At 41.7% G+C, this 25,314-nt stretch carries 42 protein-coding genes; all 42 read left to right on the top strand.

Translation table 11 applies throughout. From position 1 onward, the window contains the following. Nucleotides 1–6: 6 nt before the first annotated feature. The 42 genes from B7709_RS10110 to B7709_RS04530 all read left to right on the top strand — a co-directional run bounded on the left by B7709_RS10110 (nucleotide 7) and on the right by B7709_RS04530 (nucleotide 25,215). A complete protein-coding gene (locus B7709_RS10110) occupies nucleotides 7–147 on the top strand; it encodes a hypothetical protein (protein WP_000521625.1) in 141 nt (46 codons plus the stop codon). A gap of 44 nt (nucleotides 148–191) precedes the next feature. After that, nucleotides 192–692: a GNAT family N-acetyltransferase gene (locus B7709_RS04730; protein ID WP_084971910.1), complete on the top strand. Its 501-nt coding sequence runs from the start codon at nucleotides 192–194 to the stop codon at nucleotides 690–692. A 5-nt stretch (nucleotides 693–697) separates the two neighbouring features. Further along, on the top strand, nucleotides 698–1,294 hold the full coding sequence (gene nrdG / locus B7709_RS04725; protein ID WP_084971909.1) for an anaerobic ribonucleoside-triphosphate reductase activating protein: 597 nt from the start codon (nucleotides 698–700) through the stop codon (nucleotides 1,292–1,294). Beyond that, nucleotides 1,291–1,917 (top strand): uridine kinase family protein, encoded by a 627-nt coding sequence (locus B7709_RS04720; protein WP_084971908.1) that lies wholly within the window; start codon nucleotides 1,291–1,293, stop codon nucleotides 1,915–1,917. The genes nrdG and B7709_RS04720 overlap by 4 nt, the downstream gene beginning before the upstream one ends. Nucleotides 1,918–2,483: 566 nt before the next feature. Then, nucleotides 2,484–2,897 carry an effector binding domain-containing protein gene (locus tag B7709_RS04715; RefSeq protein WP_000478846.1) on the top strand — a complete coding sequence of 138 codons (414 nt, stop codon included), beginning with the start codon at nucleotides 2,484–2,486 and terminating at the stop codon, nucleotides 2,895–2,897. Nucleotides 2,898–3,153: 256 nt separating this feature from the next. Next, nucleotides 3,154–3,462 (top strand): 30S ribosomal protein S10, encoded by a 309-nt coding sequence (gene rpsJ, locus B7709_RS04710; protein ID WP_001284513.1) that lies wholly within the window; start codon nucleotides 3,154–3,156, stop codon nucleotides 3,460–3,462. Nucleotides 3,463–3,544: 82 nt separating this feature from the next. Next, entirely contained in the window at nucleotides 3,545–4,171 is a 627-nt protein-coding gene (gene rplC / locus B7709_RS04705; protein WP_000160197.1) for a 50S ribosomal protein L3, read from the top strand. A gap of 24 nt (nucleotides 4,172–4,195) precedes the next feature. Beyond that, nucleotides 4,196–4,819, top strand: a complete 624-nt coding sequence (gene rplD / locus B7709_RS04700; protein ID WP_000024537.1) for a 50S ribosomal protein L4 — start codon at nucleotides 4,196–4,198, stop codon at nucleotides 4,817–4,819. Continuing rightward, on the top strand, nucleotides 4,819–5,115 hold the full coding sequence (locus B7709_RS04695) for a 50S ribosomal protein L23 (protein WP_001055347.1): 297 nt from the start codon (nucleotides 4,819–4,821) through the stop codon (nucleotides 5,113–5,115). Before rplD ends, B7709_RS04695 begins: the two co-directional genes overlap by 1 nt. Nucleotides 5,116–5,132: 17 nt before the next feature. Beyond that, nucleotides 5,133–5,966: a 50S ribosomal protein L2 gene (gene rplB, locus B7709_RS04690; protein WP_006144707.1), complete on the top strand. Its 834-nt coding sequence runs from the start codon at nucleotides 5,133–5,135 to the stop codon at nucleotides 5,964–5,966. Between the two features lie 102 nt (nucleotides 5,967–6,068). After that, nucleotides 6,069–6,350, top strand: a complete 282-nt coding sequence (gene rpsS / locus B7709_RS04685; protein WP_000533766.1) for a 30S ribosomal protein S19 — start codon at nucleotides 6,069–6,071, stop codon at nucleotides 6,348–6,350. Between the two features lie 11 nt (nucleotides 6,351–6,361). Continuing rightward, complete coding sequence (gene rplV, locus B7709_RS04680) at nucleotides 6,362–6,706, top strand: 50S ribosomal protein L22 (RefSeq protein WP_000818137.1); 345 nt, start codon at nucleotides 6,362–6,364, stop codon at nucleotides 6,704–6,706. Nucleotides 6,707–6,718: 12 nt separating this feature from the next. After that, the gene (rpsC, locus tag B7709_RS04675; RefSeq protein ID WP_000529936.1) at nucleotides 6,719–7,372 is read left to right on the top strand and encodes a 30S ribosomal protein S3; all 654 of its coding nucleotides are present in this window, start codon (nucleotides 6,719–6,721) and stop codon (nucleotides 7,370–7,372) included. A 3-nt stretch (nucleotides 7,373–7,375) separates the two neighbouring features. Beyond that, nucleotides 7,376–7,789: a 50S ribosomal protein L16 gene (rplP, locus tag B7709_RS04670; protein WP_000960946.1), complete on the top strand. Its 414-nt coding sequence runs from the start codon at nucleotides 7,376–7,378 to the stop codon at nucleotides 7,787–7,789. 9 nt (nucleotides 7,790–7,798) lie between these two features. Then, nucleotides 7,799–8,005 carry a 50S ribosomal protein L29 gene (gene rpmC / locus B7709_RS04665; protein ID WP_000772918.1) on the top strand — a complete coding sequence of 69 codons (207 nt, stop codon included), beginning with the start codon at nucleotides 7,799–7,801 and terminating at the stop codon, nucleotides 8,003–8,005. Nucleotides 8,006–8,029: 24 nt separating this feature from the next. Next, entirely contained in the window at nucleotides 8,030–8,290 is a 261-nt protein-coding gene (rpsQ, locus tag B7709_RS04660) for a 30S ribosomal protein S17 (RefSeq protein ID WP_000440801.1), read from the top strand. A gap of 25 nt (nucleotides 8,291–8,315) precedes the next feature. After that, a complete protein-coding gene (gene rplN / locus B7709_RS04655; RefSeq protein ID WP_000616548.1) occupies nucleotides 8,316–8,684 on the top strand; it encodes a 50S ribosomal protein L14 in 369 nt (122 codons plus the stop codon). A gap of 79 nt (nucleotides 8,685–8,763) precedes the next feature. Beyond that, the gene (gene rplX, locus B7709_RS04650; protein ID WP_000497691.1) at nucleotides 8,764–9,069 is read left to right on the top strand and encodes a 50S ribosomal protein L24; all 306 of its coding nucleotides are present in this window, start codon (nucleotides 8,764–8,766) and stop codon (nucleotides 9,067–9,069) included. Between the two features lie 23 nt (nucleotides 9,070–9,092). Continuing rightward, nucleotides 9,093–9,635, top strand: a complete 543-nt coding sequence (gene rplE / locus B7709_RS04645) for a 50S ribosomal protein L5 (RefSeq protein ID WP_000013542.1) — start codon at nucleotides 9,093–9,095, stop codon at nucleotides 9,633–9,635. A 17-nt stretch (nucleotides 9,636–9,652) separates the two neighbouring features. Beyond that, on the top strand, nucleotides 9,653–9,838 hold the full coding sequence (locus B7709_RS04640) for a type Z 30S ribosomal protein S14 (protein WP_001085697.1): 186 nt from the start codon (nucleotides 9,653–9,655) through the stop codon (nucleotides 9,836–9,838). Between the two features lie 212 nt (nucleotides 9,839–10,050). Further along, entirely contained in the window at nucleotides 10,051–10,449 is a 399-nt protein-coding gene (rpsH, locus tag B7709_RS04635; protein ID WP_000245504.1) for a 30S ribosomal protein S8, read from the top strand. A gap of 166 nt (nucleotides 10,450–10,615) precedes the next feature. Further along, entirely contained in the window at nucleotides 10,616–10,795 is a 180-nt protein-coding gene (locus tag B7709_RS04630) for a hypothetical protein (RefSeq protein WP_084971907.1), read from the top strand. A gap of 62 nt (nucleotides 10,796–10,857) precedes the next feature. Next, nucleotides 10,858–11,394 (top strand): 50S ribosomal protein L6, encoded by a 537-nt coding sequence (gene rplF, locus B7709_RS04625; RefSeq protein ID WP_084971906.1) that lies wholly within the window; start codon nucleotides 10,858–10,860, stop codon nucleotides 11,392–11,394. An 83-nt stretch (nucleotides 11,395–11,477) separates the two neighbouring features. Next, entirely contained in the window at nucleotides 11,478–11,834 is a 357-nt protein-coding gene (gene rplR, locus B7709_RS04620; protein WP_004251098.1) for a 50S ribosomal protein L18, read from the top strand. A 17-nt stretch (nucleotides 11,835–11,851) separates the two neighbouring features. Further along, entirely contained in the window at nucleotides 11,852–12,346 is a 495-nt protein-coding gene (gene rpsE / locus B7709_RS04615; RefSeq protein WP_000874196.1) for a 30S ribosomal protein S5, read from the top strand. Nucleotides 12,347–12,359: 13 nt separating this feature from the next. Then, nucleotides 12,360–12,542: a 50S ribosomal protein L30 gene (rpmD, locus tag B7709_RS04610; protein WP_000057241.1), complete on the top strand. Its 183-nt coding sequence runs from the start codon at nucleotides 12,360–12,362 to the stop codon at nucleotides 12,540–12,542. A gap of 145 nt (nucleotides 12,543–12,687) precedes the next feature. After that, nucleotides 12,688–13,128 (top strand): 50S ribosomal protein L15, encoded by a 441-nt coding sequence (gene rplO, locus B7709_RS04605; RefSeq protein WP_061453957.1) that lies wholly within the window; start codon nucleotides 12,688–12,690, stop codon nucleotides 13,126–13,128. Between the two features lie 12 nt (nucleotides 13,129–13,140). Next, complete coding sequence (gene secY / locus B7709_RS04600) at nucleotides 13,141–14,451, top strand: preprotein translocase subunit SecY (protein WP_061453958.1); 1,311 nt, start codon at nucleotides 13,141–13,143, stop codon at nucleotides 14,449–14,451. Nucleotides 14,452–14,611: 160 nt separating this feature from the next. Further along, complete coding sequence (locus tag B7709_RS04595; protein ID WP_084971905.1) at nucleotides 14,612–15,250, top strand: adenylate kinase; 639 nt, start codon at nucleotides 14,612–14,614, stop codon at nucleotides 15,248–15,250. A 116-nt stretch (nucleotides 15,251–15,366) separates the two neighbouring features. Beyond that, the gene (infA, locus tag B7709_RS04590; protein ID WP_001029883.1) at nucleotides 15,367–15,585 is read left to right on the top strand and encodes a translation initiation factor IF-1; all 219 of its coding nucleotides are present in this window, start codon (nucleotides 15,367–15,369) and stop codon (nucleotides 15,583–15,585) included. A gap of 24 nt (nucleotides 15,586–15,609) precedes the next feature. Next, nucleotides 15,610–15,726 carry a 50S ribosomal protein L36 gene (rpmJ, locus tag B7709_RS04585; protein WP_001808836.1) on the top strand — a complete coding sequence of 39 codons (117 nt, stop codon included), beginning with the start codon at nucleotides 15,610–15,612 and terminating at the stop codon, nucleotides 15,724–15,726. Between the two features lie 17 nt (nucleotides 15,727–15,743). Next, nucleotides 15,744–16,109 (top strand): 30S ribosomal protein S13, encoded by a 366-nt coding sequence (rpsM, locus tag B7709_RS04580; RefSeq protein ID WP_005591288.1) that lies wholly within the window; start codon nucleotides 15,744–15,746, stop codon nucleotides 16,107–16,109. Nucleotides 16,110–16,126: 17 nt separating this feature from the next. Next, nucleotides 16,127–16,510 carry a 30S ribosomal protein S11 gene (gene rpsK, locus B7709_RS04575; RefSeq protein ID WP_001118386.1) on the top strand — a complete coding sequence of 128 codons (384 nt, stop codon included), beginning with the start codon at nucleotides 16,127–16,129 and terminating at the stop codon, nucleotides 16,508–16,510. A 42-nt stretch (nucleotides 16,511–16,552) separates the two neighbouring features. Next, entirely contained in the window at nucleotides 16,553–17,488 is a 936-nt protein-coding gene (locus B7709_RS04570) for a DNA-directed RNA polymerase subunit alpha (protein WP_000568993.1), read from the top strand. Between the two features lie 11 nt (nucleotides 17,489–17,499). Further along, a complete protein-coding gene (rplQ, locus tag B7709_RS04565; RefSeq protein ID WP_000331493.1) occupies nucleotides 17,500–17,886 on the top strand; it encodes a 50S ribosomal protein L17 in 387 nt (128 codons plus the stop codon). A 264-nt stretch (nucleotides 17,887–18,150) separates the two neighbouring features. Continuing rightward, a complete protein-coding gene (locus tag B7709_RS04560) occupies nucleotides 18,151–18,417 on the top strand; it encodes an ACT domain-containing protein (RefSeq protein ID WP_000644134.1) in 267 nt (88 codons plus the stop codon). A 9-nt stretch (nucleotides 18,418–18,426) separates the two neighbouring features. After that, a complete protein-coding gene (locus B7709_RS04555) occupies nucleotides 18,427–19,764 on the top strand; it encodes a PFL family protein (RefSeq protein ID WP_084971904.1) in 1,338 nt (445 codons plus the stop codon). 235 nt (nucleotides 19,765–19,999) lie between these two features. Further along, the gene (locus B7709_RS04550) at nucleotides 20,000–20,692 is read left to right on the top strand and encodes a histidine phosphatase family protein (protein WP_084971903.1); all 693 of its coding nucleotides are present in this window, start codon (nucleotides 20,000–20,002) and stop codon (nucleotides 20,690–20,692) included. Nucleotides 20,693–20,849: 157 nt separating this feature from the next. Next, the gene (gene leuS, locus B7709_RS04545; RefSeq protein ID WP_084971902.1) at nucleotides 20,850–23,351 is read left to right on the top strand and encodes a leucine--tRNA ligase; all 2,502 of its coding nucleotides are present in this window, start codon (nucleotides 20,850–20,852) and stop codon (nucleotides 23,349–23,351) included. 173 nt (nucleotides 23,352–23,524) lie between these two features. Next, the gene (locus B7709_RS04540; RefSeq protein ID WP_084971901.1) at nucleotides 23,525–23,938 is read left to right on the top strand and encodes a YjdF family protein; all 414 of its coding nucleotides are present in this window, start codon (nucleotides 23,525–23,527) and stop codon (nucleotides 23,936–23,938) included. 153 nt (nucleotides 23,939–24,091) lie between these two features. Further along, nucleotides 24,092–24,787 (top strand): GNAT family N-acetyltransferase, encoded by a 696-nt coding sequence (locus B7709_RS04535; RefSeq protein ID WP_084971900.1) that lies wholly within the window; start codon nucleotides 24,092–24,094, stop codon nucleotides 24,785–24,787. Between the two features lie 11 nt (nucleotides 24,788–24,798). Beyond that, nucleotides 24,799–25,215 (top strand): GNAT family N-acetyltransferase, encoded by a 417-nt coding sequence (locus B7709_RS04530; RefSeq protein ID WP_084971899.1) that lies wholly within the window; start codon nucleotides 24,799–24,801, stop codon nucleotides 25,213–25,215. Nucleotides 25,216–25,314 lie beyond the last annotated feature (99 nt).

The following is a 25,314-nucleotide window of genomic DNA, read 5'->3' as shown; positions in this document are numbered from 1 at the left end:
AATAGAATGGGGAAATACCAATTAGACGATAAGGGACGCGCACAAGTGACCCGTTATCACGAGAAACACTCGAAAGGTGGAACAGGTAAAAAAGAACGCTTGCTCAACCTCAGAGAACAGTTTTTAAACAAGAACAAGAAAAAATAAAAGTGAGAGTCTGCTCTCACTTTTCTCTTAGGTGGGAGGGGAATATGGAACTACGCAGACCGATATTGGCAGATAAAGAAACAGTTTTAGAGATGATGGCAGAGTTTGAACAGACTCAATCAGCCCACGATGGCGGATTTTGGAACGCCAACAATTTTGTTTATGAAGAGTGGCTAGAAGAAAATCTTCAAGCGGAAGCGGGACTCAATATTCCTGAAAACTGGGTTCCTGCTATCCAGCTGGTTAGTTTTGACGTAGCAGGCCAGGCTCTAGGCTTTCTCAACCTTCGTCTCCGATTAAATGACTACTTACTAGAAAATGGGGGCCATATCGGCTACTCCATCCGCCCGTCTGAAAGAGGCAAAGGTTATGCCAAAGAAGCTCTCCGACAAGGCTTGCAAGTAGCCAAGCAAAAGAATATCAAAAAAGCGCTTGTGACCTGCAGTGTGGAAAATCCGGCAAGCCGAGCTGTTATCTTAGCTAATGGTGGGGAGTTGGAGGATGTTCGAAACGGAACGGAGCGCTATTGGATAGACTTGGAGTAGACAGCATGACATGGAATATACCAAAACCAGGTGAATGGAAAAGTGAGGAACTTAGTAAAGGGCGAATCATTGATTACAAGGCCTTTAACTTTGTCGATGGAGAAGGTGTGCGAAACTCTCTCTATGTATCAGGTTGCATGTTTCACTGCGAAGGATGCTATAATGTTGCGACTTGGTCTTTCAATGCAGGCATTCCTTATACAGCAGAGTTAGAAGAACAGATTATGGTAGACCTTGCCCAGCCCTATGTTCAAGGCTTGACCTTGCTGGGAGGAGAACCTTTTCTTAATACGGGTATCCTCTTACCTCTCGTTAAACGTATTCGAAAGGAACTGCCAGACAAAGACATCTGGTCCTGGACGGGCTACACTTGGGAAGAAATGATGCTGGAAACTCCAGACAAATTGGAACTCTTGTCGCTGATTGACATCCTTGTTGATGGACGGTATGATAAAAGCAAGCGCAATCTCATGCTCCAGTTTCGAGGGTCTTCTAATCAACGGATTATCGATGTGCAAAAATCTCTCAAAAGTGGGCAAGTAGTGATTTGGGACAAGCTTAATGACGGAAAAGAAAGCTATGAACAGGTGAAGAGAGAATGAAGAAAAAAGACCTGATAGAACAACTGGTCTCAGAGATAGAAATCGGAAAAGTCAAAACACTGGGAATTTACGGCCATGGGGCTTCGGGTAAATCAACTTTTGCACAGGAATTGTACCAAGCTTTAGATTCTACTACAGTAAATTTGCTAGAAACAGATCCCTATATTACCTCAGAACGTTACCTGGTAGTACCAAAGCAAGCGCCAGATCAAAAGATGACAGCTTGTCTCCCAGTGGCGCATGAACTGGCAAGTTTGCAGAGAGATATCTTAGCCTTGCAGGCGGGTATGGATGTCTTGACAATTGAAGAACCTTGGAGGGCTAGTGAGATCTTGTCTGGAGCTAAGCCGATTCTTATTGTTGAAGGGATGTCTGTGGGTTTTCTACCGAAGGAACTCTTTGACAAAACCATCTGTTTCTACACGGATGAGGAGACCGAATTAAAGAGGCGCCTAGCTCGAGATACGACTATGAGAAATCGCGATGCATCTTTTGTATTAGCTAGTCATCAGATGAGACGGGAGCAGTATCTGCGATACTATAGAGAAACCGAGTCTAAAGCGGACATTTTAGTAGATCGATCAGAAGATACATTCAAGGTCAAAATGACACACATTATATAGAAGAAAAGGTAGTTTTTTATAGATATAAATCCGTAATCTTGGAAAGATAAAAAGAGAAAACGGTTTCATCTTAAAAAACGAAAAAAAGCTCACAAATCCCTTGCAATCGCAGGGGCTTTGTGTTATTCTACCGTGGTGTTGTAAATCACATCTTTAGCTGTGATGCAAGAGGTTGTGACCACGATTGGATACACTGCCACACAACGCGCGTCGCTTTCCTATTTTTGCTTTGAGTTTGAATCCCTTTATGTCTTAGACTTGAGCACAAAAAATGTTCGTTAAAAACTTTCCAGACTATATCAATAAGAATTGGAAGGATGATCTTGGTTGAAGCCTGCATTGTTTTTCAGCTCTAGTTGAGACCGGTAAATTGAACGTTTTGTTTGTTATAGGCACCGTTTTTTCTGGGAAAAGGGAGTTGATAGTGAATGGTGTGATATATCCTATACGCAAAGAATGCTATTTCATTTTGTTGCGTGAATTAGCCTCTTGGTAGTTAGAAAGTTTAGAGCTGAGGTTGATTGCTAGTCAGTCACCTTAGAAGTGAAAGTAAAAGGAGCGAAGGAATGTTTTTAAAAATAATCAGTAGTATCTCTACAAATAATTTCCAAGATCCAAACATGATGGAAAAAATTAGCCATCTATGGCAGGAGCACCAGAAAGAAGTAGAGGAGGCATTTGCCCAAGGGCTTCCGATTTATGCAGTCTATCATGATTATGTCAGCGACTACAAGGGGGATTACAGCTTGTCGCTCTGTAGTCTATCCGATAAAGAAGACTGGGATTTTGACACTTCAGGACAAACCTACCAAGTATTTGAGGTGGATACAAGTGATTCAAAAGGTTTTCTCCATACCTGGCAACAAATTTGGCAGGCAGAAGAAGCAAGAGAACTGCAACGTCAGTATAGTATTGATTTTGAAAAATATGATCCAGATCAGACAGTATCTATCTTTATCGCCACCCCCAAAAATGGGTAAATTGTCAAACTAAGTTTTATTTACGAAAGAGGATCAGAACATACTCTAGTAACTTAAGTTAGTAAAAAAACGAAAAAAACCTAACAAATCCCTTGCAATCGCAGGGGCTTTGTGTTATTCTATTATGGTGCTGTAAATTACAGCCTTAGCTTTGATGCAAGAGGTTGCGACACGCTCGGTTGCATTGCCACGCAACACGCGTCGGTTTTCTTGTGGAGCTAGCCTATTATCTTAAATAGACGAAAAGGAGAAAAAGATGGCAAACAAAAAAATCCGTATCCGTTTGAAAGCTTACGAACACCGTACGCTTGACACAGCGGCTGCAAAAATCGTAGAATCAGCTACTCGTACAGGTGCACAAGTTGCGGGTCCAATCCCACTTCCAACTGAGCGTAGCCTCTACACAATCATTCGTGCGACTCACAAATACAAAGACTCTCGCGAACAATTTGAAATGCGTACACACAAACGCTTGATCGATATCGTTAATCCAACTCAAAAAACAGTTGATGCTTTGATGAAATTGGATCTTCCAAGTGGTGTAAACGTAGAAATCAAACTTTAATCTAAAGCTTGATACCTTGAGCATGAAAAACGCTCGTTAAAAACTTTTTGAATAAAAAATATAGAAAAGGAACTATTTTCTCATGACAAAAGGAATCTTAGGGAAAAAAGTGGGAATGACTCAAATCTTCACTGAAGCTGGCGAATTGATCCCTGTAACAGTTATTGAAGCAACTCCAAACGTTGTTCTTCAAGTTAAAACTGTTGAAACAGATGGTTACAACGCTATCCAAGTTGGTTTCGATGACAAACGCGAAGTATTGAGCAACAAACCTGCTAAAGGACATGTAGCGAAAGCTAACACGGCTCCTAAGCGCTTCATTCGTGAATTCAAAAACGTTGAAGGCTTGGAAGTTGGTGCTGAAATCACAGTTGAAACATTCGCAGCTGGAGACGTTGTTGACGTAACTGGTACTTCTAAAGGTAAAGGTTTCCAAGGTGTTATCAAACGCCACGGACAATCACGTGGACCAATGGCTCACGGTTCTCGTTACCACCGTCGTCCAGGTTCTATGGGACCTGTTGCACCTAACCGAGTATTCAAAGGTAAAAACCTTGCAGGACGTATGGGTGGCGACCGTGTAACAATTCAAAACCTTGAAGTTGTACAAGTTGTTCCAGAAAAGAACGTTATCCTTATCAAAGGTAACGTACCAGGTGCTAAGAAATCTCTTATCACTATCAAATCAGCAGTTAAAGCTGGTAAATAATAAAGAAAGGGGAAATCAGTCACAATGGCAAACGTAACATTATTTGACCAAACTGGTAAAGAAGCTGGCCAAGTTGTTCTTAACGATGCAGTATTTGGTATTGAACCAAATGAATCAGTTGTGTTTGATGTGATCATCAGCCAACGCGCAAGCCTTCGTCAAGGAACACACGCTGTTAAAAACCGCTCTGCAGTATCAGGTGGTGGACGCAAACCATGGCGTCAAAAAGGAACTGGACGTGCTCGTCAAGGTTCTATCCGCTCACCACAATGGCGTGGTGGTGGTGTTGTCTTCGGACCAACTCCACGTTCATATGGCTACAAACTTCCACAAAAAGTTCGTCGCCTAGCTCTTAAATCAGTTTACTCTGAAAAAGTTGCTGAAAACAAATTCGTAGCTGTAGACGCTCTTTCATTTACAGCTCCAAAAACTGCTGAATTTGCAAAAGTTCTTGCAGCATTGAGCATCGATTCTAAAGTTCTTGTTATCCTTGAAGAAGGAAATGAATTCGCAGCTCTTTCAGCTCGTAACCTTCCAAATGTGAAAGTTGCAACTGCTACAACTGCAAGTGTTCTTGACATCGCAAATAGCGACAAACTTCTTGTCACACAAGCAGCTATCTCTAAAATCGAGGAGGTTCTTGCATAATGAATTTGTATGATGTTATCAAAAAACCTGTCATCACTGAAAGCTCAATGGCTCAACTTGAAGCAGGGAAATATGTATTTGAAGTTGACACTCGTGCACACAAACTTTTGATCAAGCAAGCTGTTGAAGCTGCTTTCGAAGGTGTTAAAGTTGCCAACGTTAACACAATCAACGTAAAACCAAAAGCTAAACGTGTTGGACGTTACACTGGTTTTACTAACAAAACTAAAAAAGCTATCATCACACTTACAGCTGATTCAAAAGCAATCGAGTTGTTTGCTGCTGAAGCTGAATAATCTAAGGAGGAAATATCGTGGGAATTCGTGTTTATAAACCAACAACAAACGGTCGCCGTAATATGACTTCTTTGGATTTCGCTGAAATCACAACAAGCACACCAGAAAAAACATTGCTTGTTGCTTTGAAGAACAAGGCTGGTCGTAACAACAACGGTCGTATCACTGTTCGTCACCAAGGTGGTGGACACAAACGTTTCTACCGTTTGGTTGACTTCAAACGTAACAAAGACAACGTTGAAGCGGTTGTTAAAACAATCGAGTACGATCCAAACCGTTCTGCAAACATCGCCCTTGTACACTACACTGACGGTGTGAAAGCATACATCATCGCTCCAAAAGGTCTTGAAGTTGGTCAACGTATCGTTTCAGGTCCAGAAGCAGATATCAAAGTCGGAAACGCACTTCCACTTGCTAACATCCCAGTTGGTACTTTGATTCACAACATCGAATTGAAACCAGGCCGTGGTGGAGAATTGGTACGTGCAGCTGGAGCTTCTGCTCAAGTATTGGGTCAAGAAGGGAAATACGTTCTTGTTCGTCTTCAATCTGGCGAAGTACGTATGATTCTTGGAACTTGTCGTGCAACAGTTGGTGTTGTCGGAAACGAACAACATGGACTTGTAAACCTTGGTAAAGCAGGACGTAGCCGTTGGAAAGGTATCCGTCCAACAGTTCGTGGTTCTGTAATGAACCCTAACGATCACCCACACGGTGGTGGTGAAGGTAAAGCACCAGTTGGTCGTAAAGCGCCATCTACTCCATGGGGCAAACCTGCTCTTGGTCTTAAAACTCGTAACAAGAAAGCGAAATCTGACAAACTTATCGTTCGTCGTCGCAACGAGAAATAATTTAAAACTAGTCGCATAAGCGCTAGATAATCCGCCAGCTCGGTAGCGCTCCATGTGAGCGCAAGCCGCTGTGGTACAACATTTAAAGGAGAAAATATAAAAATGGGACGCAGTCTTAAAAAAGGACCTTTCGTCGATGAGCATTTGATGAAAAAAGTTGAAGCTCAAGCTAACGACGAAAAGAAAAAAGTTATCAAAACTTGGTCACGTCGTTCAACGATCTTCCCAAGTTTCATTGGTTACACTATCGCAGTTTATGACGGACGTAAACACGTACCTGTTTACATCCAAGAAGACATGGTAGGTCACAAACTTGGTGAATTTGCACCAACTCGTACTTACAAAGGTCACGCTGCAGACGACAAGAAAACACGTAGAAAATAAGGAGAACATAAATGGCAGAAATTACTTCAGCTAAAGCAATGGCTCGTACAGTACGTGTTTCACCTCGTAAATCACGTCTTGTTCTTGACAACATCCGTGGTAAAAGCGTAGCCGATGCTATTGCAATCTTGACATTCACTCCAAACAAAGCTGCTGAGATCATCTTGAAAGTTTTGAACTCAGCTGTAGCTAACGCTGAAAACAACTTTGGTTTGGATAAAGCTAACTTGGTAGTATCTGAAGCATTCGCAAACGAAGGACCAACTATGAAACGTTTCCGTCCACGTGCGAAAGGTTCAGCTTCACCAATCAACAAACGTACAGCTCACATCACTGTAGCTGTTGCAGAAAAATAAGGAGGTAAAATCGTGGGTCAAAAAGTACATCCAATTGGTATGCGTGTCGGCATCATCCGTGATTGGGATGCCAAATGGTATGCTGAAAAAGAATACGCGGATTACCTTCATGAAGATCTTGCAATCCGTAAATTCGTTCAAAAAGAACTTGCTGACGCAGCAGTTTCAACTATCGAAATCGAACGCGCAGTAAACAAAGTTAACGTTTCGCTTCACACTGCTAAACCAGGTATGGTTATCGGTAAAGGTGGTGCTAACGTTGATGCACTCCGTGCAAAACTTAACAAATTGACTGGAAAACAAGTACACATCAACATCATCGAAATCAAACAACCTGATTTGGATGCTCACCTTGTAGGTGAAGGAATTGCTCGTCAATTGGAGCAACGTGTTGCTTTCCGTCGTGCACAAAAACAAGCAATCCAACGTGCAATGCGTGCTGGAGCTAAAGGAATCAAAACCCAAGTATCAGGTCGTTTGAACGGTGCAGATATCGCCCGTGCTGAAGGATACTCAGAAGGAACTGTTCCACTTCACACACTTCGTGCAGATATCGATTACGCTTGGGAAGAAGCAGATACTACATACGGTAAACTTGGTGTTAAAGTATGGATCTACCGTGGTGAAGTTCTTCCAGCTCGTAAAAACACTAAAGGAGGTAAATAACCAATGTTAGTACCTAAACGTGTTAAACACCGTCGTGAATTCCGTGGAAAAATGCGCGGCGAAGCAAAAGGTGGAAAAGAAGTAGCATTCGGTGAATACGGTCTTCAAGCTACAACTAGCCACTGGATCACTAACCGCCAAATCGAAGCTGCTCGTATCGCCATGACTCGTTACATGAAACGTGGTGGTAAAGTTTGGATTAAAATCTTCCCACACAAATCATACACTGCTAAAGCTATCGGTGTGCGTATGGGATCTGGTAAAGGGGCACCTGAAGGTTGGGTAGCACCAGTTAAACGTGGCAAAGTGATGTTCGAAATCGCTGGTGTATCTGAGGAAATCGCTCGCGAAGCGCTTCGTCTTGCTAGCCACAAATTGCCAGTTAAATGTAAATTCGTAAAACGTGAAGCAGAATAAGGAGAAGGCATGAAACTTAATGAAGTAAAAGAATTTGTTAAAGAACTTCGTGGTCTTTCTCAAGAAGAACTCGCGAAGCGCGAAAACGAATTGAAAAAAGAATTGTTTGAACTTCGTTTCCAAGCTGCTACTGGTCAATTAGAACAAACAGCTCGCTTGAAAGAAGTTAAAAAACAAATCGCTCGTATCAAAACAGTTCAATCTGAAGCGAAATAATAGACTAGGGAAGGAGAAATTTCAATGGAACGCAATAATCGTAAAGTTCTTGTTGGACGTGTTGTATCTGACAAAATGGACAAGACAATCACAGTTGTAGTTGAAACAAAACGTAACCACCCAGTCTATGGTAAACGTATTAACTACTCTAAAAAATACAAAGCGCATGATGAAAACAATGTTGCCAAAGAAGGCGATATCGTACGTATCATGGAAACTCGTCCGCTTTCAGCTACAAAACGTTTCCGTCTTGTAGAAGTTGTTGAAGAAGCGGTCATCATCTAATCAAACCTGAAAGGAGAAAACTGAAATGATTCAAACAGAAACTCGTTTGAAAGTCGCAGACAACAGCGGTGCACGCGAAATCTTGACTATCAAAGTTCTTGGTGGTTCTAAACGTAAATTTGCGAACATCGGTGATGTTATTGTGGCATCTGTAAAACAAGCTACTCCTGGTGGTGCGGTTAAAAAAGGTGACGTTGTAAAAGCTGTTATCGTTCGTACTAAATCAGGTGCTCGTCGTGCTGATGGTTCATACATCAAATTTGACGAAAACGCAGCAGTTATCATCCGTGAAGATAAAACTCCTCGCGGAACACGTATCTTTGGCCCAGTTGCACGTGAATTGCGTGAGGGCGGCTTCATGAAGATCGTGTCACTTGCTCCAGAAGTACTTTAATTTTAAAAAAAACAAACTAGTCCCCTAGCTTCAAGCTAGGGTGCCCTTATGGGCGTAAGAAAAATCAAGGAGAAACCTAATGTTTGTAAAAAAAGGCGACAAAGTTCGCGTAATCGCTGGTAAAGATAAGGGAACAGAAGCTGTTGTCCTTACTGCCCTTCCAAAAGTAAACAAAGTTATCGTTGAAGGTGTGAATATCGTTAAGAAACACCAACGTCCAACTAACGAACTTCCTCAAGGTGGTATCATTGAGAAAGAAGCAGCTATCCACGTATCAAACGTTCAAGTTTTGGACAAAAACGGTGTAGCTGGTCGTGTTGGTTACAAATTTGTAGACGGTAAAAAAGTTCGCTACAACAAAAAATCAGGCGAAGTGCTTGATTAATCACGAAGGAAAGGAGAAGTATAATGGCAAATCGTTTAAAAGAAAAATATCTTAATGAAGTAGTTCCTGCTTTGACAGAACAATTCAACTACTCATCAGTGATGGCTGTGCCTAAAGTAGATAAGATCGTTTTGAACATGGGTGTTGGTGAAGCTGTATCAAACGCTAAAAGCCTCGAAAAAGCTGCTGAAGAATTGGCACTTATCTCAGGTCAAAAACCACTTATCACTAAAGCTAAAAAATCAATCGCCGGCTTCCGTCTTCGTGAAGGTGTAGCGATTGGTGCAAAAGTTACCCTTCGTGGTGAACGTATGTACGAATTCTTGGACAAATTGGTTTCAGTTTCACTTCCACGTGTACGTGACTTCCACGGTGTTCCAACAAAATCATTTGATGGACGCGGAAACTACACACTTGGTGTGAAAGAACAATTGATCTTCCCAGAAATCAACTTTGATGACGTTGACAAAACTCGTGGTCTTGACATCGTTATCGTAACAACTGCTAACACTGACGAAGAGTCACGTGCATTGCTTACAGGCCTTGGAATGCCTTTTGCAAAATAATATAGGAGGTAAATCTAATGGCTAAAAAATCAATGATTGCTAAGAACAAACGTCCAGCGAAGTTCTCTACTCAAGCTTATACTCGTTGTGAAAAATGTGGTCGTCCACATTCAGTTTACCGCAAATTTAAACTTTGCCGTGTTTGCTTCCGTGAATTAGCTTACAAAGGACAAATTCCTGGTGTAACAAAAGCATCTTGGTAATATCATGATACAAAGAGCGTAACAACCACAGCAAAAATAGGAAATTTGGTGTAGGAGCGATGCTCCAAAACAAATTTATCTTTTTTGCACAGGTTGTAGCTCGTGTTCAAATAAGAGTTCTCTCATTTGAATGTGTCAATACTATCTGAGCCCAGCTCAATCATTAACTAGCAAGTGCGACTTGCAAACTACTAGTAAGAGGAGAATAAAAAATGGTTATGACTGACCCAATCGCAGACTTCCTAACTCGTATTCGTAACGCTAACCAAGCAAAACACGAAGTACTTGAAGTGCCTGCATCAAACATCAAAAAAGGGATTGCTGAAATCCTTAAACGCGAAGGTTTTGTAAAAAACGTTGAAATCATCGAAGATGACAAACAAGGCATCATCCGTGTATTCCTTAAATATGGACCAAACGGTGAAAAAGTTATCACTAACTTGAAACGTGTTTCTAAACCAGGACTTCGTGTCTACAAAAAACGTGAAGATCTTCCAAAAGTTCTTAACGGACTTGGAATTGCTATCCTTTCAACATCTGAAGGTTTGCTTACTGATAAAGAAGCACGCCAAAAGAATGTTGGTGGAGAAGTTATCGCTTACGTTTGGTAAAATCAAGATACAAAGAGCGTCATGGGCAATGTGAAAATAGGAAATCTGACAAAGAGTGTTAACACTCTAGGAAGATTTGTCTTTTTCACACAGACCATAGCTCGTGTTCAATTTAGCTGATTTACTGATCAGCTAAATAGAGAGTAAATTAGTTTAGGAGAAAAAGATGAAAGCTACTGAATTGAATGAAAAACTTATTGTTGCAGAAGACGCTTTAGCTGAATTGTCAAAAGATGACCTTGTATCTCTTTTATGTGAAATTGGTTATAGTCCTGCGGCTATTGATGTATTGACAGAATATCAGGAGTTTGTCAAAGCTTTTCGAAAGAAAATAGGTTTGCTCTAATCCGAATGCCCCCCGTGAAAACTGGCCGTCATGGCCTGACAATCTAACAGGAGAAAATAAACATGTCACGTATTGGTAATAAAGTTATCGTGTTGCCTGCTGGTGTTGAACTCACTAACAATGACAACGTAGTAACTGTAAAAGGACCTAAAGGAGAGCTTACTCGTGAGTTCTCAAAAGATATTGAAATCCGTGTGGAAGGTACTGAAGTAACTCTTCACCGTCCAAACGATTCAAAAGAAATGAAAACAATCCACGGAACTACTCGTGCCCTTTTGAACAACATGGTTGTTGGTGTATCAGAAGGATTCAAGAAAGAACTTGAAATGCGTGGGGTTGGTTACCGTGCACAACTTCAAGGAAACAAACTTGTCTTGGCTGTAGGTAAATCTCATCCAGACGAAGTTGAAGCTCCAGAAGGAATTACTTTTGAACTTCCAAACCCAACAACAATCGTTGTTAGCGGAATTTCAAAAGAAGCAGTCGGTCAAACAGCTGCTTACGTACGTAGCCTTCGCTCACCAGAACCATATAAAGGTAAAGGTATCCGTTACGTTGGCGAATACGTTCGTCTTAAAGAAGGTAAAACAGGTAAATAATGTTGAGTGGTTGATTTTCAACCACCTACCTATTTTCCAACTTTGTGCATAGCACACGATTTAAAACTAAAGAGGTGAAAACTGTGATTTCTAAACCAGATAAAAACAAACTCCGCCAAAAACGCCACCGTCGCGTTCGCGGAAAACTCTCTGGAACTGCTGATCGCCCACGTTTGAACGTATTCCGTTCTAATACAGGCATCTACGCTCAAGTGATTGATGACGTAGCGGGTGTAACGCTCGCAAGTGCTTCAACTCTTGACAAAGAAGTTTCAAAAGGAACTAAAACTGAACAAGCCGTTGCTGTCGGTAAACTCGTTGCAGAACGTGCAAGTGCTAAAGGTATTTCAGAAGTGGTGTTCGACCGCGGTGGATATCTATATCACGGACGTGTGAAAGCTTTGGCTGATGCAGCTCGTGAAAACGGATTGAAATTCTAATAGGAGGACACTAGAAAATGGCATTTAAAGACAATGCAGTTGAATTTGAAGAACGCGTAGTTGCTGTCAACCGTGTTACAAAAGTTGTTAAAGGTGGACGTCGTCTTCGTTTCGCAGCTCTTGTTGTTGTTGGTGACCACAATGGTCGCGTAGGATTTGGTACTGGTAAAGCTCAAGAAGTTCCAGAAGCAATCCGTAAAGCAGTAGACGATGCTAAGAAAAACTTGATTGAAGTACCTATGGTTGGAACAACAATTCCTCACGAAGTTCTTTCAGAATTCGGTGGAGCTAAAGTATTGTTGAAACCTGCTGTAGAAGGTTCTGGAGTTGCCGCTGGTGGTGCCGTTCGTGCCGTTGTGGAATTGGCAGGTGTGGCAGATATTACATCTAAATCACTTGGCTCTAACACTCCAATCAACATTGTTCGCGCAACTGTTGAAGGTTTGAAACAATTGAAACGCGCTGAAGAAGTTGCTGCCCTTCGTGGTATCTCAGTTTCTGATTTGGCATAAGAAAGGGGATAAAATGGCTCAAATTAAAATTACTTTGACTAAGTCTCCAATCGGACGCATTCCATCACAACGTAAAACTGTTGTAGCACTTGGACTTGGCAAATTGAACAGCTCTGTTATCAAAGAAGACAACGCTGCTATCCGTGGCATGATCACTGCAGTATCTCACTTGGTAACAGTTGAAGAAGTAAACTAATGAATTTTTAGGGGATGCGGCAATACTCATCCCCTAAAACTAGATATAGTCATCTAAGATGACGAATGTATAGGCGAGTTGATAAGGGAGACAACCTTTTCTCTCTTATCGGCGCTAGCATTTTACAAAAGAGGAGAAAATATAAATGAAACTTCATGAATTGAAACCTGCAGAAGGTTCTCGTAAAGTACGTAACCGTGTTGGTCGTGGTACTTCATCAGGTAACGGTAAAACATCTGGTCGCGGTCAAAAAGGTCAAAAAGCTCGTAGCGGTGGCGGAGTTCGCCTTGGTTTTGAAGGTGGACAAACTCCATTGTTCCGTCGTCTTCCAAAACGTGGATTTACTAACATCAACGCTAAGGAATACGCAATTGTAAACCTTGACCAATTGAACGTCTTTGAAGATGGTACTGAAGTTACTCCAGTTGTGCTTATCGAAGCAGGAATTGTGAAAGCTGAAAAATCAGGTGTTAAAATTCTTGGTAACGGTGAGTTGACTAAGAAATTGTCTGTGAAAGCAGCTAAATTCTCTAAATCAGCTGAGGAAGCTATCACTGCTAAAGGTGGTTCAGTAGAAGTCATCTAAGAGAGGTGACCTATGTTTTTTAAATTATTAAAAGAGGCTCTCAAAGTTAAACAAGTTCGATCAAAAATTCTCTTTACAATTTTTATCATTCTTGTTTTCCGTGTTGGGACTAGCATTACTGTTCCAGGTGTAAATGCAAAAAGTCTTGAAGCTCTGAGTGGATTATCTTTCTTGAACATGCTTAGCCTTGTTTCAGGAAATGCCATGAAGAACTTCTCCGTTTTCGCACTCGGTGTAAGTCCGTATATTACTGCTTCTATCGTTGTCCAGTTGCTACAAATGGATATTTTACCGAAGTTTGTAGAATGGGGTAAACAAGGGGAAGTAGGTCGGAGAAAATTAAACCAAGCGACTCGCTATATTGCGCTTGTACTTGCTTTTGTGCAATCAGTGGGTATTACAGCTGGTTTTAACACTCTTTCGGGTGCAAAATTATTGACAACTGACCTTACACCACAAGTTTTTATTACGATTGGTATCATTCTTACTGCTGGAAGTATGATTGTGACTTGGCTAGGGGAACAAATTACTGATAAAGGATATGGTAATGGAGTTTCTATGATTATCTTTGCGGGGATTGTGGCTTCAATCCCAGAGATGATTCATAGCATCTATGTTGACTATTTTGTCAACGTTCCAAGCAGTCGTTTGAATTCGTCTATAATCTTTGTCGCTATCCTAGTCGTCGCTGTTTTGTTGATTATCTATTTTACAACTTATGTACAGCAAGCAGAATATAAAATTCCAATTCAATATACAAAACTTGCTCAAGGTGCTCCATCAAGCTCTTATCTTCCTTTGAAGGTCAACCCTGCGGGTGTTATCCCAGTTATCTTTGCAAGTTCGATTACAGCTGCGCCAGCAGCCATCTTCCAATTTGTAAGTGCCATGGGTTACAATGCATCTTGGGTACGAACAGCCCAGTCGCTTCTTGCGACAACAACCATTAGTGGTATATTTACCTATGCTCTTTTGATTATTCTCTTTACTTTCTTTTATACATTTGTACAAATCAATCCTGAAAAAACAGCAGAGAATTTACAAAAGAGCGGAGCCTATATCCATGGTGTTCGTCCAGGTAAAGGTACTGAAGAGTTTATGTCAAAACTTCTTCGTCGCCTTGCAACCGTCGGCTCCCTTTTCCTAGGGGTCATTTCCATCATGCCGATTGTGGCAAAAGATGTTTTTGGACTTTCAGAAGCCGTTGCTTTTGGGGGAACTAGTCTTTTGATCATTATTTCGACAGGTATTGAGGGAATTAAACAGTTGGAAGGCTATCTATTGAAACGGAAATATGTCGGTTTCATGAATACAACAGAATAGAAGCAAATCTTGTTTGATATAGAACAAGGTAGCTCAGAGAGTGGAGTATGAAGGTCTACCTATCAGAGAGGCTTTCATCTCCCCTCTTCTATTTTGTTTTTAAATAGGGGTTGAAAGAGATTTCAGTTTCTATTTAAATACAAAATAAGGAGATCCTATCATGAATCTTTTGATTATGGGCTTACCTGGAGCAGGTAAGGGAACGCAAGCAGCTAAAATTGTGGAGCAATTCCACGTGGCACACATTTCAACTGGAGATATGTTCCGTGCTGCTATAGCTAATCAAACTGAAATGGGTGTACTTGCCAAGTCGTATATTGACAAAGGTGAGTTGGTTCCGGATGAAGTTACAAATGGAATTGTTAAAGAACGCCTTTCACAGGACGATATCAAGGAAACAGGTTTCTTGTTGGATGGTTACCCACGTACGATTGAACAAGCGCATGCCTTGGACAAAACATTGGCTGAACTTGGTATCGAACTGGAAGGTGTGATCAACATCGAAGTGAATCCAGACTCTCTCTTGGAACGTTTGAGTGGCCGTATCATCCACCGCAAAACAGGTGAAACCTTCCATAAAGTTTTTAATCCACCAGCTGGCTACAAAGAAGAAGATTACTACCAACGCGAAGATGACAAACCTGAGACAGTTAAGCGTCGTTTGGATGTCAATATCGCCCAAGGTGAACCCATTATTGCACACTATCGTGCTAAAGGTTTGGTCCACGATATCGAAGGAAATCAAGATATCAATGATGTGTTCAAGGACATCGAAAAAGTATTGACAAATTTGAAATAAAGCGTTTTTCACACTTGCAAAAAATCGCTACAAATGTTATACTGAGATAGTCTGACTTATAATTGTTGTCTCTGTGTTTAGAGGCATCAAATCGAAATTTATGGAGGTGCTTTTGCGTGGCAAAAGACGATGTGATTGAAGTTGAAGGCAAAGTAGTCGATACAATGCCTAACGCAATGTTTACGGTTGAACTTGAAAATGGACATCAGATTTTAGCAACAGTTTCTGGTAAAATTCGTAAAAACTATATTCGTATTTTAGCGGGAGATCGTGTTACTGTCGAAATGAGTCCATATGACTTGACACGTGGACGTATCACTTACCGCTTTAAATAATCGAAAAACTTGGAGGGATAAGAAATGAAAGTAAGACCATCGGTCAAACCAATTTGCGAATACTGTAAAGTAATTCGTCGTAATGGTCGTGTTATGGTAATTTGCCCAGCAAATCCAAAACACAAACAACGTCAAGGATAAGATAGAAAGGAGAAAACATGGCTCGTATTGCTGGAGTTGACATTCCAAATGACAAACGTGTAGTCGTTTCACTTACTTATGTGTATGGTATCGGACTTCCAACTTCTAAGAAAATTTTGGCTGCGGCTGGAATCTCAGAAGACATCCGTGTCAAAGATTTGACATCAGATCAAGAAGACGCAATCCGTCGCGAAGTGGACGCAATCAAGGTTGAAGGTGATCTTCGTCGTGAAGTAAACTTGAACATCAAACGTTTGATGGAAATCGGTTCTTACCGTGGTATCCGTCACCGTCGTGGACTTCCTGTCCGTGGACAAAATACTAAAAACAACGCTCGCACTCGTAAAGGTAAAGCTGTTGCGATTGCTGGTAAGAAAAAATAATATAGGAGGTAAAAGTCTTGGCTAAACCAACACGTAAACGTCGTGTGAAAAAGAATATCGAATCTGGTATTGCTCATATTCACGCTACATTTAATAACACTATTGTTATGATTACTGATGTGCATGGTAACGCAATTTCTTGGTCATCAGCTGGTGCTCTTGGTTTCAAAGGTTCTCGTAAATCTACACCATTCGCTGCTCAAATGGCTTCTGAAGCTGCTGCTAAATCTGCACAAGAACACGGTCTTAAATCAGTTGAAGTTACTGTAAAAGGTCCAGGTTCTGGTCGTGAGTCAGCTATTCGTGCGCTTGCTGCCGCTGGTCTTGAAGTAACAGCAATTCGTGATGTGACTCCAGTGCCACACAATGGTGCTCGTCCTCCAAAACGTCGCCGTGTATAATCATTGCATTACACTGCTTTTCGTTTAAGAGGGAGTAACTAAATGATCGAGTTTGAAAAACCAAATATAACAAAAATTGATGAAAATAAAGATTATGGCAAGTTTGTAATCGAACCACTTGAACGTGGCTACGGTACAACTCTTGGTAACTCTCTTCGTCGTGTACTACTAGCTTCTCTACCAGGAGCAGCAGTGACATCTATCAACATTGAAGGTGTCTTGCATGAGTTTGACACAGTTCCAGGTGTTCGTGAAGACGTGATGCAAATCATTCTGAACATTAAAGGGATTGCAGTGAAATCATACGTTGAAGATGAAAAAATCATTGAACTTGACGTTGAAGGCCCTGCTGAAATTACAGCTGGAGACATTTTGACTGACAGTGATATTGAAATTGTAAATCCAGATCATTATCTCTTTACAATCGGTGAAGGGTCTTCCCTAAAAGCGACAATGACTGTTAACAGTGGTCGTGGATATGTACCTGCTGATGAAAATAAAAAAGATAATGCACCAGTTGGAACACTTGCTGTAGATTCTATTTATACACCAGTTACAAAAGTCAACTATCAAGTTGAACCTGCTCGTGTAGGTAGCAATGATGGTTTTGACAAATTAACCCTTGAAATCTTGACTAATGGAACAATTATTCCAGAAGATGCTTTAGGGCTTTCAGCACGTATCTTGACAGAACATCTTGATTTGTTTACAAATCTTACTGAGATTGCGAAGTCAACTGAAGTGATGAAAGAAGCTGATACTGAATCTGACGACCGTATTTTGGATCGGACGATTGAGGAACTGGACTTGTCTGTGCGTTCATACAACTGTTTGAAACGTGCCGGTATCAACACTGTGCATGATTTGACAGAAAAATCTGAAGCAGAGATGATGAAAGTACGAAATCTTGGACGCAAGAGTTTGGAAGAAGTGAAACTCAAACTCATTGACTTGGGTCTTGGATTAAAAGATAAATAAAGGAGGAATACATGGCTTACCGTAAACTAGGACGCACTAGCTCACAACGTAAAGCAATGCTTCGCGATTTGACAACTGACCTTTTGATTAATGAATCAATCGTGACGACTGAAGCTCGTGCTAAAGAAATCCGTAAAACTGTTGAAAAAATGATTACTCTAGGTAAACGTGGTGATTTGCATGCACGTCGTCAAGCAGCTGCTTTCGTACGTAATGAAATCGCATCTGAAAACTATGATGAAGCAACTGATAAGTACACTTCTACTACAGCACTTCAAAAATTGTTCTCAGAAATCGCACCTCGTTATGCTGAACGTAACGGTGGATACACTCGTATCCTTAAAACTGAACCACGTCGTGGTGATGCTGCGCCAATGGCGATCATCGAATTAGTATAAAATCATCAATTTTGTTGAGTGTTATGATGATGGAGTCTTGTGCTCTTAGTCTAGCTCTGGTCTACCGCTGGGACTTCGGTCCTAGCGGGAACACTCATCATCATTTGATAGGGTAGACGCTTGTTTACGAAATTGTTTTTTTGTTTAAGAACAACTTCGTAAGCAGGCGTTTTTTAGAATTTTTTACGGAAATATGCTATACTAAGGAAAAAGAAAATCAAAAACGTTCAGGTTTTCTAATAATCGTAGAATGGGAGTCTAAAGATGAAGGCTATTATTACAGTGGTTGGCAAGGACAAGACTGGTATTGTTGCAGGCGTGTCTACTAAGATTGCAGAATTGGGTTTGAATATTGATGATATTTCTCAAACAGTACTGGATGAGTATTTTACCATGATGGCAGTCGTATCTAGTGATGAAAAACAGGATTTTACAACTCTGCGAAATGAGTTTGAAAGCTTTGGTCAGACCTTGAATGTGAAAATCAATATCCAGAGTGCAGCGATTTTTGACGCCATGTATAATATCTAGGAGGTCATTATGGATATTAGACAAGTTACTGAAACTATTGCCATGATTGAGGAGCAGAACTTCGATATCAGAACCATCACTATGGGCATTTCCCTTTTGGACTGTATTGATCCAGACATTGAACGTGCTGCTGAAAAGATTTATAAAAAAATTACTACTAAAGCTGCAAATCTAGTGCCTGTAGGAGATGAAATTGCTGCGGAACTAGGGATTCCAATTGTCAATAAACGAGTATCGGTGACTCCGATTTCCTTGATTGGAGCAGCGACTGATGCGACGGACTATGTCGTTTTAGCAAAGGCACTTGATAAGGCTGCCAAGGAGATTGGTGTTGACTTTATTGGTGGTTTTTCGGCCTTGGTACAAAAAGGCTACCAAAAAGGAGATGAGATTCTCATCAATTCTATCCCACGTGCTCTAGCTGAGACAGACAAGGTCTGTTCGTCCGTCAATATTGGCTCAACCAAGTCAGGAATCAACATGACTGCAGTTGCAGATATGGGACGTATCATCAAGGAAACTGCGAACTTATCAGATATGGGAGCTGCCAAATTGGTTGTATTTGCGAACGCTGTTGAGGACAATCCTTTTATGGCGGGGGCCTTCCATGGTGTCGGTGAAGCAGATGTCATCATCAATGTTGGAGTTTCAGGTCCTGGTGTCGTCAAACGTGCCTTGGAAAAAGTGCGTGGTCAAAGCTTTGATGTAGTAGCTGAGACGGTCAAGAAAACAGCTTTTAAGATTACTCGTATTGGTCAGCTGGTCGGTCAAATGGCGAGTGAACGCCTTGGGGTTGACTTTGGGATTGTAGACCTAAGTTTGGCTCCAACTCCTGCAGTTGGAGACTCAGTGGCTCGTGTTCTTGAGGAGATGGGTCTAGAAACAGTTGGAACGCATGGGACAACTGCTGCACTCGCTCTTTTGAATGACCAAGTTAAAAAGGGTGGAGTCATGGCTTGTAACCAGGTCGGTGGCTTGTCAGGGGCTTTTATCCCTGTTTCTGAAGATGAGGGCATGATTGCTGCGGTGCAAAACGGCTCTCTGAATTTAGAGAAACTAGAGGCCATGACGGCTATCTGTTCTGTCGGGCTGGATATGATTGCCATTCCAGAAGATACGGCTGCTGAAACCATTGCTGCGATGATTGCGGATGAGGCGGCAATCGGTGTCATTAATATGAAAACAACGGCCGTCCGTATCATTCCAAAGGGTGAAGAAGGCGATATGATTGAGTTTGGTGGCTTGCTAGGAACAGCGCCAGTTATGAAAGTCAACGGTGCTTCATCTGTCGATTTCATCTCTCGTGGAGGTCAAATCCCAGCTCCAATCCATAGTTTTAAAAATTAATAAAAAGGGAGAGAATTTAAGTTGAGTTTAAGAATGACTGTGTATACTATAATCATTAAATAAAGACCTCCTAACATTATTTAATAGAAATCCTAAACTTTTTCATAATAATCTCCTAGGGAAGCTACCATGAGGGTAGCTTTTCTTGTGGCAAAATTAGGAGAAGGAGCTTTGCTTTTGAAAGCCAAATATTTCTTTGATCCATGATATAATAGAAGAAAATGGAGGATAGAAAATGTCTAAAGTAAGATTGTACTTGGTCCGTCATGGAAAAACCATGTTTAACACGATTGGACGTGCTCAAGGATGGAGTGATACGCCTCTAACTGCAGAAGGTGAGTTAGGAATTCATGAGTTGGGAATTGGTTTGAGAGAGTCTGGTTTGCAGTTTGACCGAGCTTATTCCAGTGACTCTGGTCGTACGATTCAAACTATGGGAATTATCCTAGAAGAACTAGGTTTACAGGGCAAAATCCCTTACCGTATGGATAAGCGCATCCGTGAGTGGTGCTTTGGTAGTTTTGATGGGGCCTATGATGGGGACCTCTTCATGGGGGTCATTCCTCGTGTTTTCAAGGTGGATCATGTTCATCAGTTATCCTATGCTGAGCTGGCAGAAGGTTTGGTAGAGGTTGATACTGCTGGTTGGGCTGAAGGCTGGGAAAAACTCAGTGGTCGAATCAAGGAAGGCTTTGAATCGATTGCCAAAGAAATGGAAGAACAAGGTGGGGGCAATGCTCTCGTCGTAAGCCACGGGATGACCATTGGTACGATGGTTTATCTCATCAATGGTATGCATCCGCATGGCCTGGATAATGGTAGTGTGACCATCCTAGAATATGAGGACGGCCAGTTTAGCGTAGAAGTTGTTGGTGACCGTAGTTACCGAGAACTAGGACGTGAGAAGATAGAAGAAAATAAGCATTGATCAAGATAGCTCCGTATAGGAGCTATTTTTATTCAGCTTGACAAGAGTGCTTTCAAAGCCAATCTTTCTTGACAATGGAGGGGAAAAGATTCTTTCTCGACTTTCAAATTCCCCCAAAAATGGTATAATAGTAACATCATAAAATTGGAGAAATAGCATGAGATTTTACAATCATAAGGAAATTGAGCCTAAGTGGCAAGGCTACTGGGCTGACCATCATACATTTAAGACAGGAACAGACGCATCAAAACCGAAGTTCTATGCTCTCGATATGTTCCCATATCCTTCAGGAGCTGGATTGCACGTAGGACACCCAGAAGGCTACACAGCAACGGATATTCTTAGCCGTTACAAACGTGCGCAAGGCTACAATGTCCTTCACCCCATGGGTTGGGATGCCTTTGGTTTGCCTGCAGAGCAATACGCTATGGATACAGGAAATGACCCAGCAGAATTTACAGCGGAAAATATTGCTAACTTTAAACGCCAAATCAATGCGCTTGGATTCTCTTACGACTGGGACCGTGAAGTCAACACGACAGATCCAAACTACTACAAGTGGACGCAGTGGATTTTTACCAAGCTTTACGAAAAAGGCTTGGCCTATGAAGCGGAAGTACCAGTAAACTGGGTTGAGGAACTAGGAACGGCCATTGCCAACGAAGAAGTGCTTCCTGACGGAACTTCTGAGCGTGGAGGCTATCCAGTTGTCCGCAAACCAATGCGCCAATGGATGCTCAAAATCACGGCCTATGCAGAGCGCTTGCTCAATGACTTGGATGACCTGGACTGGCCAGAGTCTATCAAAGACATGCAACGCAACTGGATTGGCAAATCAACTGGTGCCAATGTGACTTTCAAAGTAAAAGGAACAGACAAGGAATTCACCGTCTTTACTACTCGTCCTGATACTCTTTTTGGTGCGACTTTCACTGTCTTGGCGCCTGAGCATGATCTAGTAGATGCCATCACGAGCCCAGAACAAGCTGAGGCAGTAGCTAACTATAAACATCAAGCCAGCCTCAAGTCAGACTTGGCTCGTACAGACCTTGCCAAAGAAAAAACTGGTGTTTGGACTGGTGCTTATGCCATCAACCCTGTCAATGGCAAAGAAATTCCAATCTGGATTGCAGACTATGTTCTTGCTAGCTATGGAACAGGTGCTGTCATGGCTGTGCCAGCCCACGACCAACGTGACTGGGAATTTGCCAAACAGTTTGGTCTTTCAATCGTAGAAGTGCTTGAAGGTGGAAATGTAGCAGAAGCTGCTTATACTGAAGATGGTCTTCACGTCAATTCTGATTTCCTAGATGGACTGAACAAAGAAGACGCTATTGCCAAGATTGTCGCTTGGTTGGAAGAAAAAGAATGTGGTCAAGAGAAAATTACCTACCGTCTCCGCGACTGGCTCTTTAGCCGTCAACGTTACTGGGGTGAGCCAATCCCAATCATTCATTGGGAAGATGGGACTTCAACGGCTGTTCCAGAAAATGAATTGCCGCTTGTTTTGCCTGTAACCAAGGACATCCGCCCTTCAGGTACAGGTGAAAGCCCATTGGCTAACTTGACAGACTGGCTTGAAGTGACTCGTGAAGATGGCGTCAAAGGTCGTCGTGAGACCAATACCATGCCACAATGGGCAGGTTCAAGTTGGTACTATCTTCGCTATATTGACCCACACAACACAGAAAAATTGGCCGACGAGGATCTCCTCAAACAATGGTTGCCAGTGGATATCTACGTGGGTGGTGCGGAACACGCCGTTCTTCACTTGCTCTATGCTCGTTTCTGGCACAAATTCCTCTATGACCTCGGTGTTGTTCCGACTAAGGAACCATTCCAAAAACTCTTTAATCAAGGAATGATTTTGGGGACAAGCTACCGTGACCACCGTGGGGCTCTTGTGGCGACTGACAAGGTTGAAAAACGTGACGGTTCTTTCTTCCATGTGGAAACAGGAGAAGAGTTGGAGCAAGCACCAGCCAAGATGTCTAAATCCCTCAAGAACGTTGTTAACCCAGACGATGTGGTGGAACAATATGGTGCCGATACCCTTCGCGTCTATGAAATGTTCATGGGACCGCTTGATGCTTCCATCGCTTGGTCTGAAGAAGGTTTGGAAGGAAGCCGTAAATTCCTAGACCGTGTTTATCGTTTGATTACAAGTAAAGAAATCGCTGCGGAAAACAATGGTGCTCTTGACAAGGTCTACAATGAAACAGTCAAAGCTGTCACTGAGCAAATCGAGTCCATGAAATTCAATACAGCTATTGCTCAACTCATGGTCTTTGTCAACGCTGCTAACAAGGAAGACAAACTCTATGTGGACTATGCCAAAGGCTTTATCCAATTGATCGCACCATTTGCGCCTCACTTGGCAGAAGAACTCTGGCAAACAGTTGCAGCAACAGGTGAGTCAATCTCTTACGTAGCTTGGCCGACTTGGGACGAAAGCAAATTGGTTGAAGACGAAATTGAAATCGTCGTCCAAATCAAAGGAAAAGTCCGTGCGAAACTCATGGTCGCTAAAGACCTATCACGCGAAGAATTGCAAGAAATCGCTCTAGCGGATGAAAAAGTCAAGGCAGAAATCGATGGCAAGGAAATCGTGAAAGTTATTGCAGTACCTAACAAACTCGTTAATATCGTTGTGAAATAAGATAGGAATCCTTCAGAGTAGAATCTGGGGGATTTTTAAATTGGATTATGCTATAATAGTCTCAACTAAGATAAAAACACAGTTCTGGTTGGTAGTCCAGACGTAGGTAATCCTATCAGTAACCTTCCTCCTTGGTTGTCCATTCTTAGGGATAGATTTAAGGAGGTGCTGTCGTGAAAATCGTTTCAATTGGCTTGACAGTTTATTTTGAAGATGGATTTTGGCATGGATTGTTTGAACAAGAGTATGAGGGAACTTATCAAGTTTGTCGTGTGACATTTGGTCAGGAACCAAAAGAGGATGAAATTTTGAAACTTTTACAGACTCAGTTTGTTCGGTTATCTTTTAGTCCAGAGGCAATAGTCAAACAGCATGTGAAGATTAAGAATCCGAAGCGTCTGCAGCGAGCTGTAAAGAAACAGGTGAAGCAGAAAGTTTCTTCTAAGTCACAAGAGCTTTTACAGTTGCAGTACGAGGAACGAAAAAAGCATTCAAAACAACAGTCCAGTCTCCAAAAGCAATTGCTCAAGCAAGAGAAATTTGAACGCAAACAGCAAAAACGTAGAGAGAAGCACAAGGGGCATTAACTCACTCGTTTCCATATGTGATCATTCCTCCATAAACTGGGGGGATGATTTTTATAAGAGGAGTTTGCATTGTTGAATCGAAAACCAAGTGTTTCCTAAAATTTTCATTAAGATATGTTATACTATATTCAAGGAATGAACAAGGAGAAAGCTATGCCAGTAAATGAATATGGTCAGATGATTGGTGAATCTGTAGTCGGTCACACGTCTGGTAAATTACCTGCTATCGATTTTTTAGAAGGGCGTTATGCTCGGATAGAGGCTCTTTCGGTAGAAAAACATGCGAAGGATTTACTAGCTGTTTATGGTCCAGATACGCCTCGAGAGATGTGGACCTACCTCTTTCAGGAGCCAGTGGCAAATATGGAGGAACTGGTCAGCCTTTTAAACCAGATGTTGGCTCGTAAGGATCGTTTTTACTATGCGATTGTAGACAAGGCAACTGGTAAGACTTTAGGAACCTTTTCTCTGATGCGAATTGATCAGAATAACCGAGTAATAGAAGTGGGAGCTGTCACCTTTTCACCAGCACTTAAGGGGACGAGGACAGGGACAGAAGCCCATTATTTACTAGCTCGCTATGTTTTTGAGGAGCTTAATTATAGACGCTATGAGTGGAAATGCGATGCTCTAAATCTTCCATCAAGACGAGCAGCAGAACGTTTAGGCTTTGTCTATGAAGGAACCTTCCGTCAGGCTGTCGTTTATAAGGGGCGAACTAGAGATACGGATTGGTTGTCTATGATTGATAAGGACTGGCCTCAGGTCAAAGATCGTTTGGAAGCATGGTTGACTCCTGAAAATTTTGACAAGAATGGACGGCAGTATAAGAGCTTGAGAGAACTCTAAGAGATGGTGACATGATTAGCGTTAGAAAGCAAGAAGTTGTCAAGTTAGAGAATGTTTTGCATCTCTATCAGGCAGTCGGTTGGACAAATTATACACATCAACCCCAGATGCTGGAGAAGTCCTTGTCTCACTCATTAGCGATTTACCTGGCACTTGATGGTGAGGCAATAGTTGGCTTGGTTCGTTTGGTCGGAGATGGTTTTTCATCGGTTTTTGTACAGGATTTGATCGTTTTGCCTAGCCATCAGCGCCAAGGGATTGGCAGCGCCTTGATGAAAGAGGCTTTAGGGGATTTCAAAGAGGTCTATCAAATCCAACTAGCGACCGAACAGACAGAAAAAAATTTGGGATTCTACCGTTTCTTGGGTTTTGAAACCTTATCTACTTATGATTGCACAGGAATGATTTGGGTAGAACGAAAAAAATAAAATAATTATTTTTTCTTAAGTAAAGTTTAAGTATCCTCGTGTATTATATAGATATTAGATAAAGACCTCCTAACTTTATTTAATGAAATCCCAAACTTT

It is taken from the genome of Streptococcus oralis subsp. dentisani (genome assembly GCF_002096335.1).
Lineage (GTDB): Bacteria > Bacillota > Bacilli > Lactobacillales > Streptococcaceae > Streptococcus > Streptococcus oralis_Z.
This window is presented reverse-complemented; position numbering and strand designations above follow the sequence as displayed.

Excerpts from the sequence above, each read along its gene's own strand:
- B7709_RS10110 (WP_000521625.1), top strand. The coding sequence starts at position 7 with ATGGGGAAATACCAATTAGACGATAAGGGACGCGCACAAGTGACCCGT.
- B7709_RS04730 (WP_084971910.1), top strand. The coding sequence starts at position 192 with ATGGAACTACGCAGACCGATATTGGCAGATAAAGAAACAGTTTTAGAG.
- nrdG (WP_084971909.1), top strand. The coding sequence starts at position 698 with ATGACATGGAATATACCAAAACCAGGTGAATGGAAAAGTGAGGAACTT.
- B7709_RS04720 (WP_084971908.1), top strand. The coding sequence starts at position 1,291 with ATGAAGAAAAAAGACCTGATAGAACAACTGGTCTCAGAGATAGAAATC.
- B7709_RS04715 (WP_000478846.1), top strand. The coding sequence starts at position 2,484 with ATGTTTTTAAAAATAATCAGTAGTATCTCTACAAATAATTTCCAAGAT.
- rpsJ (WP_001284513.1), top strand. The coding sequence starts at position 3,154 with ATGGCAAACAAAAAAATCCGTATCCGTTTGAAAGCTTACGAACACCGT.
- rplC (WP_000160197.1), top strand. The coding sequence starts at position 3,545 with ATGACAAAAGGAATCTTAGGGAAAAAAGTGGGAATGACTCAAATCTTC.
- rplD (WP_000024537.1), top strand. The coding sequence starts at position 4,196 with ATGGCAAACGTAACATTATTTGACCAAACTGGTAAAGAAGCTGGCCAA.
- B7709_RS04695 (WP_001055347.1), top strand. The coding sequence starts at position 4,819 with ATGAATTTGTATGATGTTATCAAAAAACCTGTCATCACTGAAAGCTCA.
- rpsS (WP_000533766.1), top strand. The coding sequence starts at position 6,069 with ATGGGACGCAGTCTTAAAAAAGGACCTTTCGTCGATGAGCATTTGATG.
- rplV (WP_000818137.1), top strand. The coding sequence starts at position 6,362 with ATGGCAGAAATTACTTCAGCTAAAGCAATGGCTCGTACAGTACGTGTT.
- rplP (WP_000960946.1), top strand. The coding sequence starts at position 7,376 with ATGTTAGTACCTAAACGTGTTAAACACCGTCGTGAATTCCGTGGAAAA.
- rpmC (WP_000772918.1), top strand. The coding sequence starts at position 7,799 with ATGAAACTTAATGAAGTAAAAGAATTTGTTAAAGAACTTCGTGGTCTT.
- rpsQ (WP_000440801.1), top strand. The coding sequence starts at position 8,030 with ATGGAACGCAATAATCGTAAAGTTCTTGTTGGACGTGTTGTATCTGAC.
- rplN (WP_000616548.1), top strand. The coding sequence starts at position 8,316 with ATGATTCAAACAGAAACTCGTTTGAAAGTCGCAGACAACAGCGGTGCA.
- rplX (WP_000497691.1), top strand. The coding sequence starts at position 8,764 with ATGTTTGTAAAAAAAGGCGACAAAGTTCGCGTAATCGCTGGTAAAGAT.
- rplE (WP_000013542.1), top strand. The coding sequence starts at position 9,093 with ATGGCAAATCGTTTAAAAGAAAAATATCTTAATGAAGTAGTTCCTGCT.
- B7709_RS04640 (WP_001085697.1), top strand. The coding sequence starts at position 9,653 with ATGGCTAAAAAATCAATGATTGCTAAGAACAAACGTCCAGCGAAGTTC.
- rpsH (WP_000245504.1), top strand. The coding sequence starts at position 10,051 with ATGGTTATGACTGACCCAATCGCAGACTTCCTAACTCGTATTCGTAAC.
- B7709_RS04630 (WP_084971907.1), top strand. The coding sequence starts at position 10,616 with ATGAAAGCTACTGAATTGAATGAAAAACTTATTGTTGCAGAAGACGCT.
- rplF (WP_084971906.1), top strand. The coding sequence starts at position 10,858 with ATGTCACGTATTGGTAATAAAGTTATCGTGTTGCCTGCTGGTGTTGAA.
- rpsE (WP_000874196.1), top strand. The coding sequence starts at position 11,852 with ATGGCATTTAAAGACAATGCAGTTGAATTTGAAGAACGCGTAGTTGCT.
- rpmD (WP_000057241.1), top strand. The coding sequence starts at position 12,360 with ATGGCTCAAATTAAAATTACTTTGACTAAGTCTCCAATCGGACGCATT.
- rplO (WP_061453957.1), top strand. The coding sequence starts at position 12,688 with ATGAAACTTCATGAATTGAAACCTGCAGAAGGTTCTCGTAAAGTACGT.
- secY (WP_061453958.1), top strand. The coding sequence starts at position 13,141 with ATGTTTTTTAAATTATTAAAAGAGGCTCTCAAAGTTAAACAAGTTCGA.
- B7709_RS04595 (WP_084971905.1), top strand. The coding sequence starts at position 14,612 with ATGAATCTTTTGATTATGGGCTTACCTGGAGCAGGTAAGGGAACGCAA.
- rpmJ (WP_001808836.1), top strand. The coding sequence starts at position 15,610 with ATGAAAGTAAGACCATCGGTCAAACCAATTTGCGAATACTGTAAAGTA.
- rpsM (WP_005591288.1), top strand. The coding sequence starts at position 15,744 with ATGGCTCGTATTGCTGGAGTTGACATTCCAAATGACAAACGTGTAGTC.
- B7709_RS04570 (WP_000568993.1), top strand. The coding sequence starts at position 16,553 with ATGATCGAGTTTGAAAAACCAAATATAACAAAAATTGATGAAAATAAA.
- rplQ (WP_000331493.1), top strand. The coding sequence starts at position 17,500 with ATGGCTTACCGTAAACTAGGACGCACTAGCTCACAACGTAAAGCAATG.
- B7709_RS04560 (WP_000644134.1), top strand. The coding sequence starts at position 18,151 with ATGAAGGCTATTATTACAGTGGTTGGCAAGGACAAGACTGGTATTGTT.
- B7709_RS04555 (WP_084971904.1), top strand. The coding sequence starts at position 18,427 with ATGGATATTAGACAAGTTACTGAAACTATTGCCATGATTGAGGAGCAG.
- B7709_RS04550 (WP_084971903.1), top strand. The coding sequence starts at position 20,000 with ATGTCTAAAGTAAGATTGTACTTGGTCCGTCATGGAAAAACCATGTTT.
- leuS (WP_084971902.1), top strand. The coding sequence starts at position 20,850 with ATGAGATTTTACAATCATAAGGAAATTGAGCCTAAGTGGCAAGGCTAC.
- B7709_RS04535 (WP_084971900.1), top strand. The coding sequence starts at position 24,092 with ATGCCAGTAAATGAATATGGTCAGATGATTGGTGAATCTGTAGTCGGT.
- B7709_RS04530 (WP_084971899.1), top strand. The coding sequence starts at position 24,799 with ATGATTAGCGTTAGAAAGCAAGAAGTTGTCAAGTTAGAGAATGTTTTG.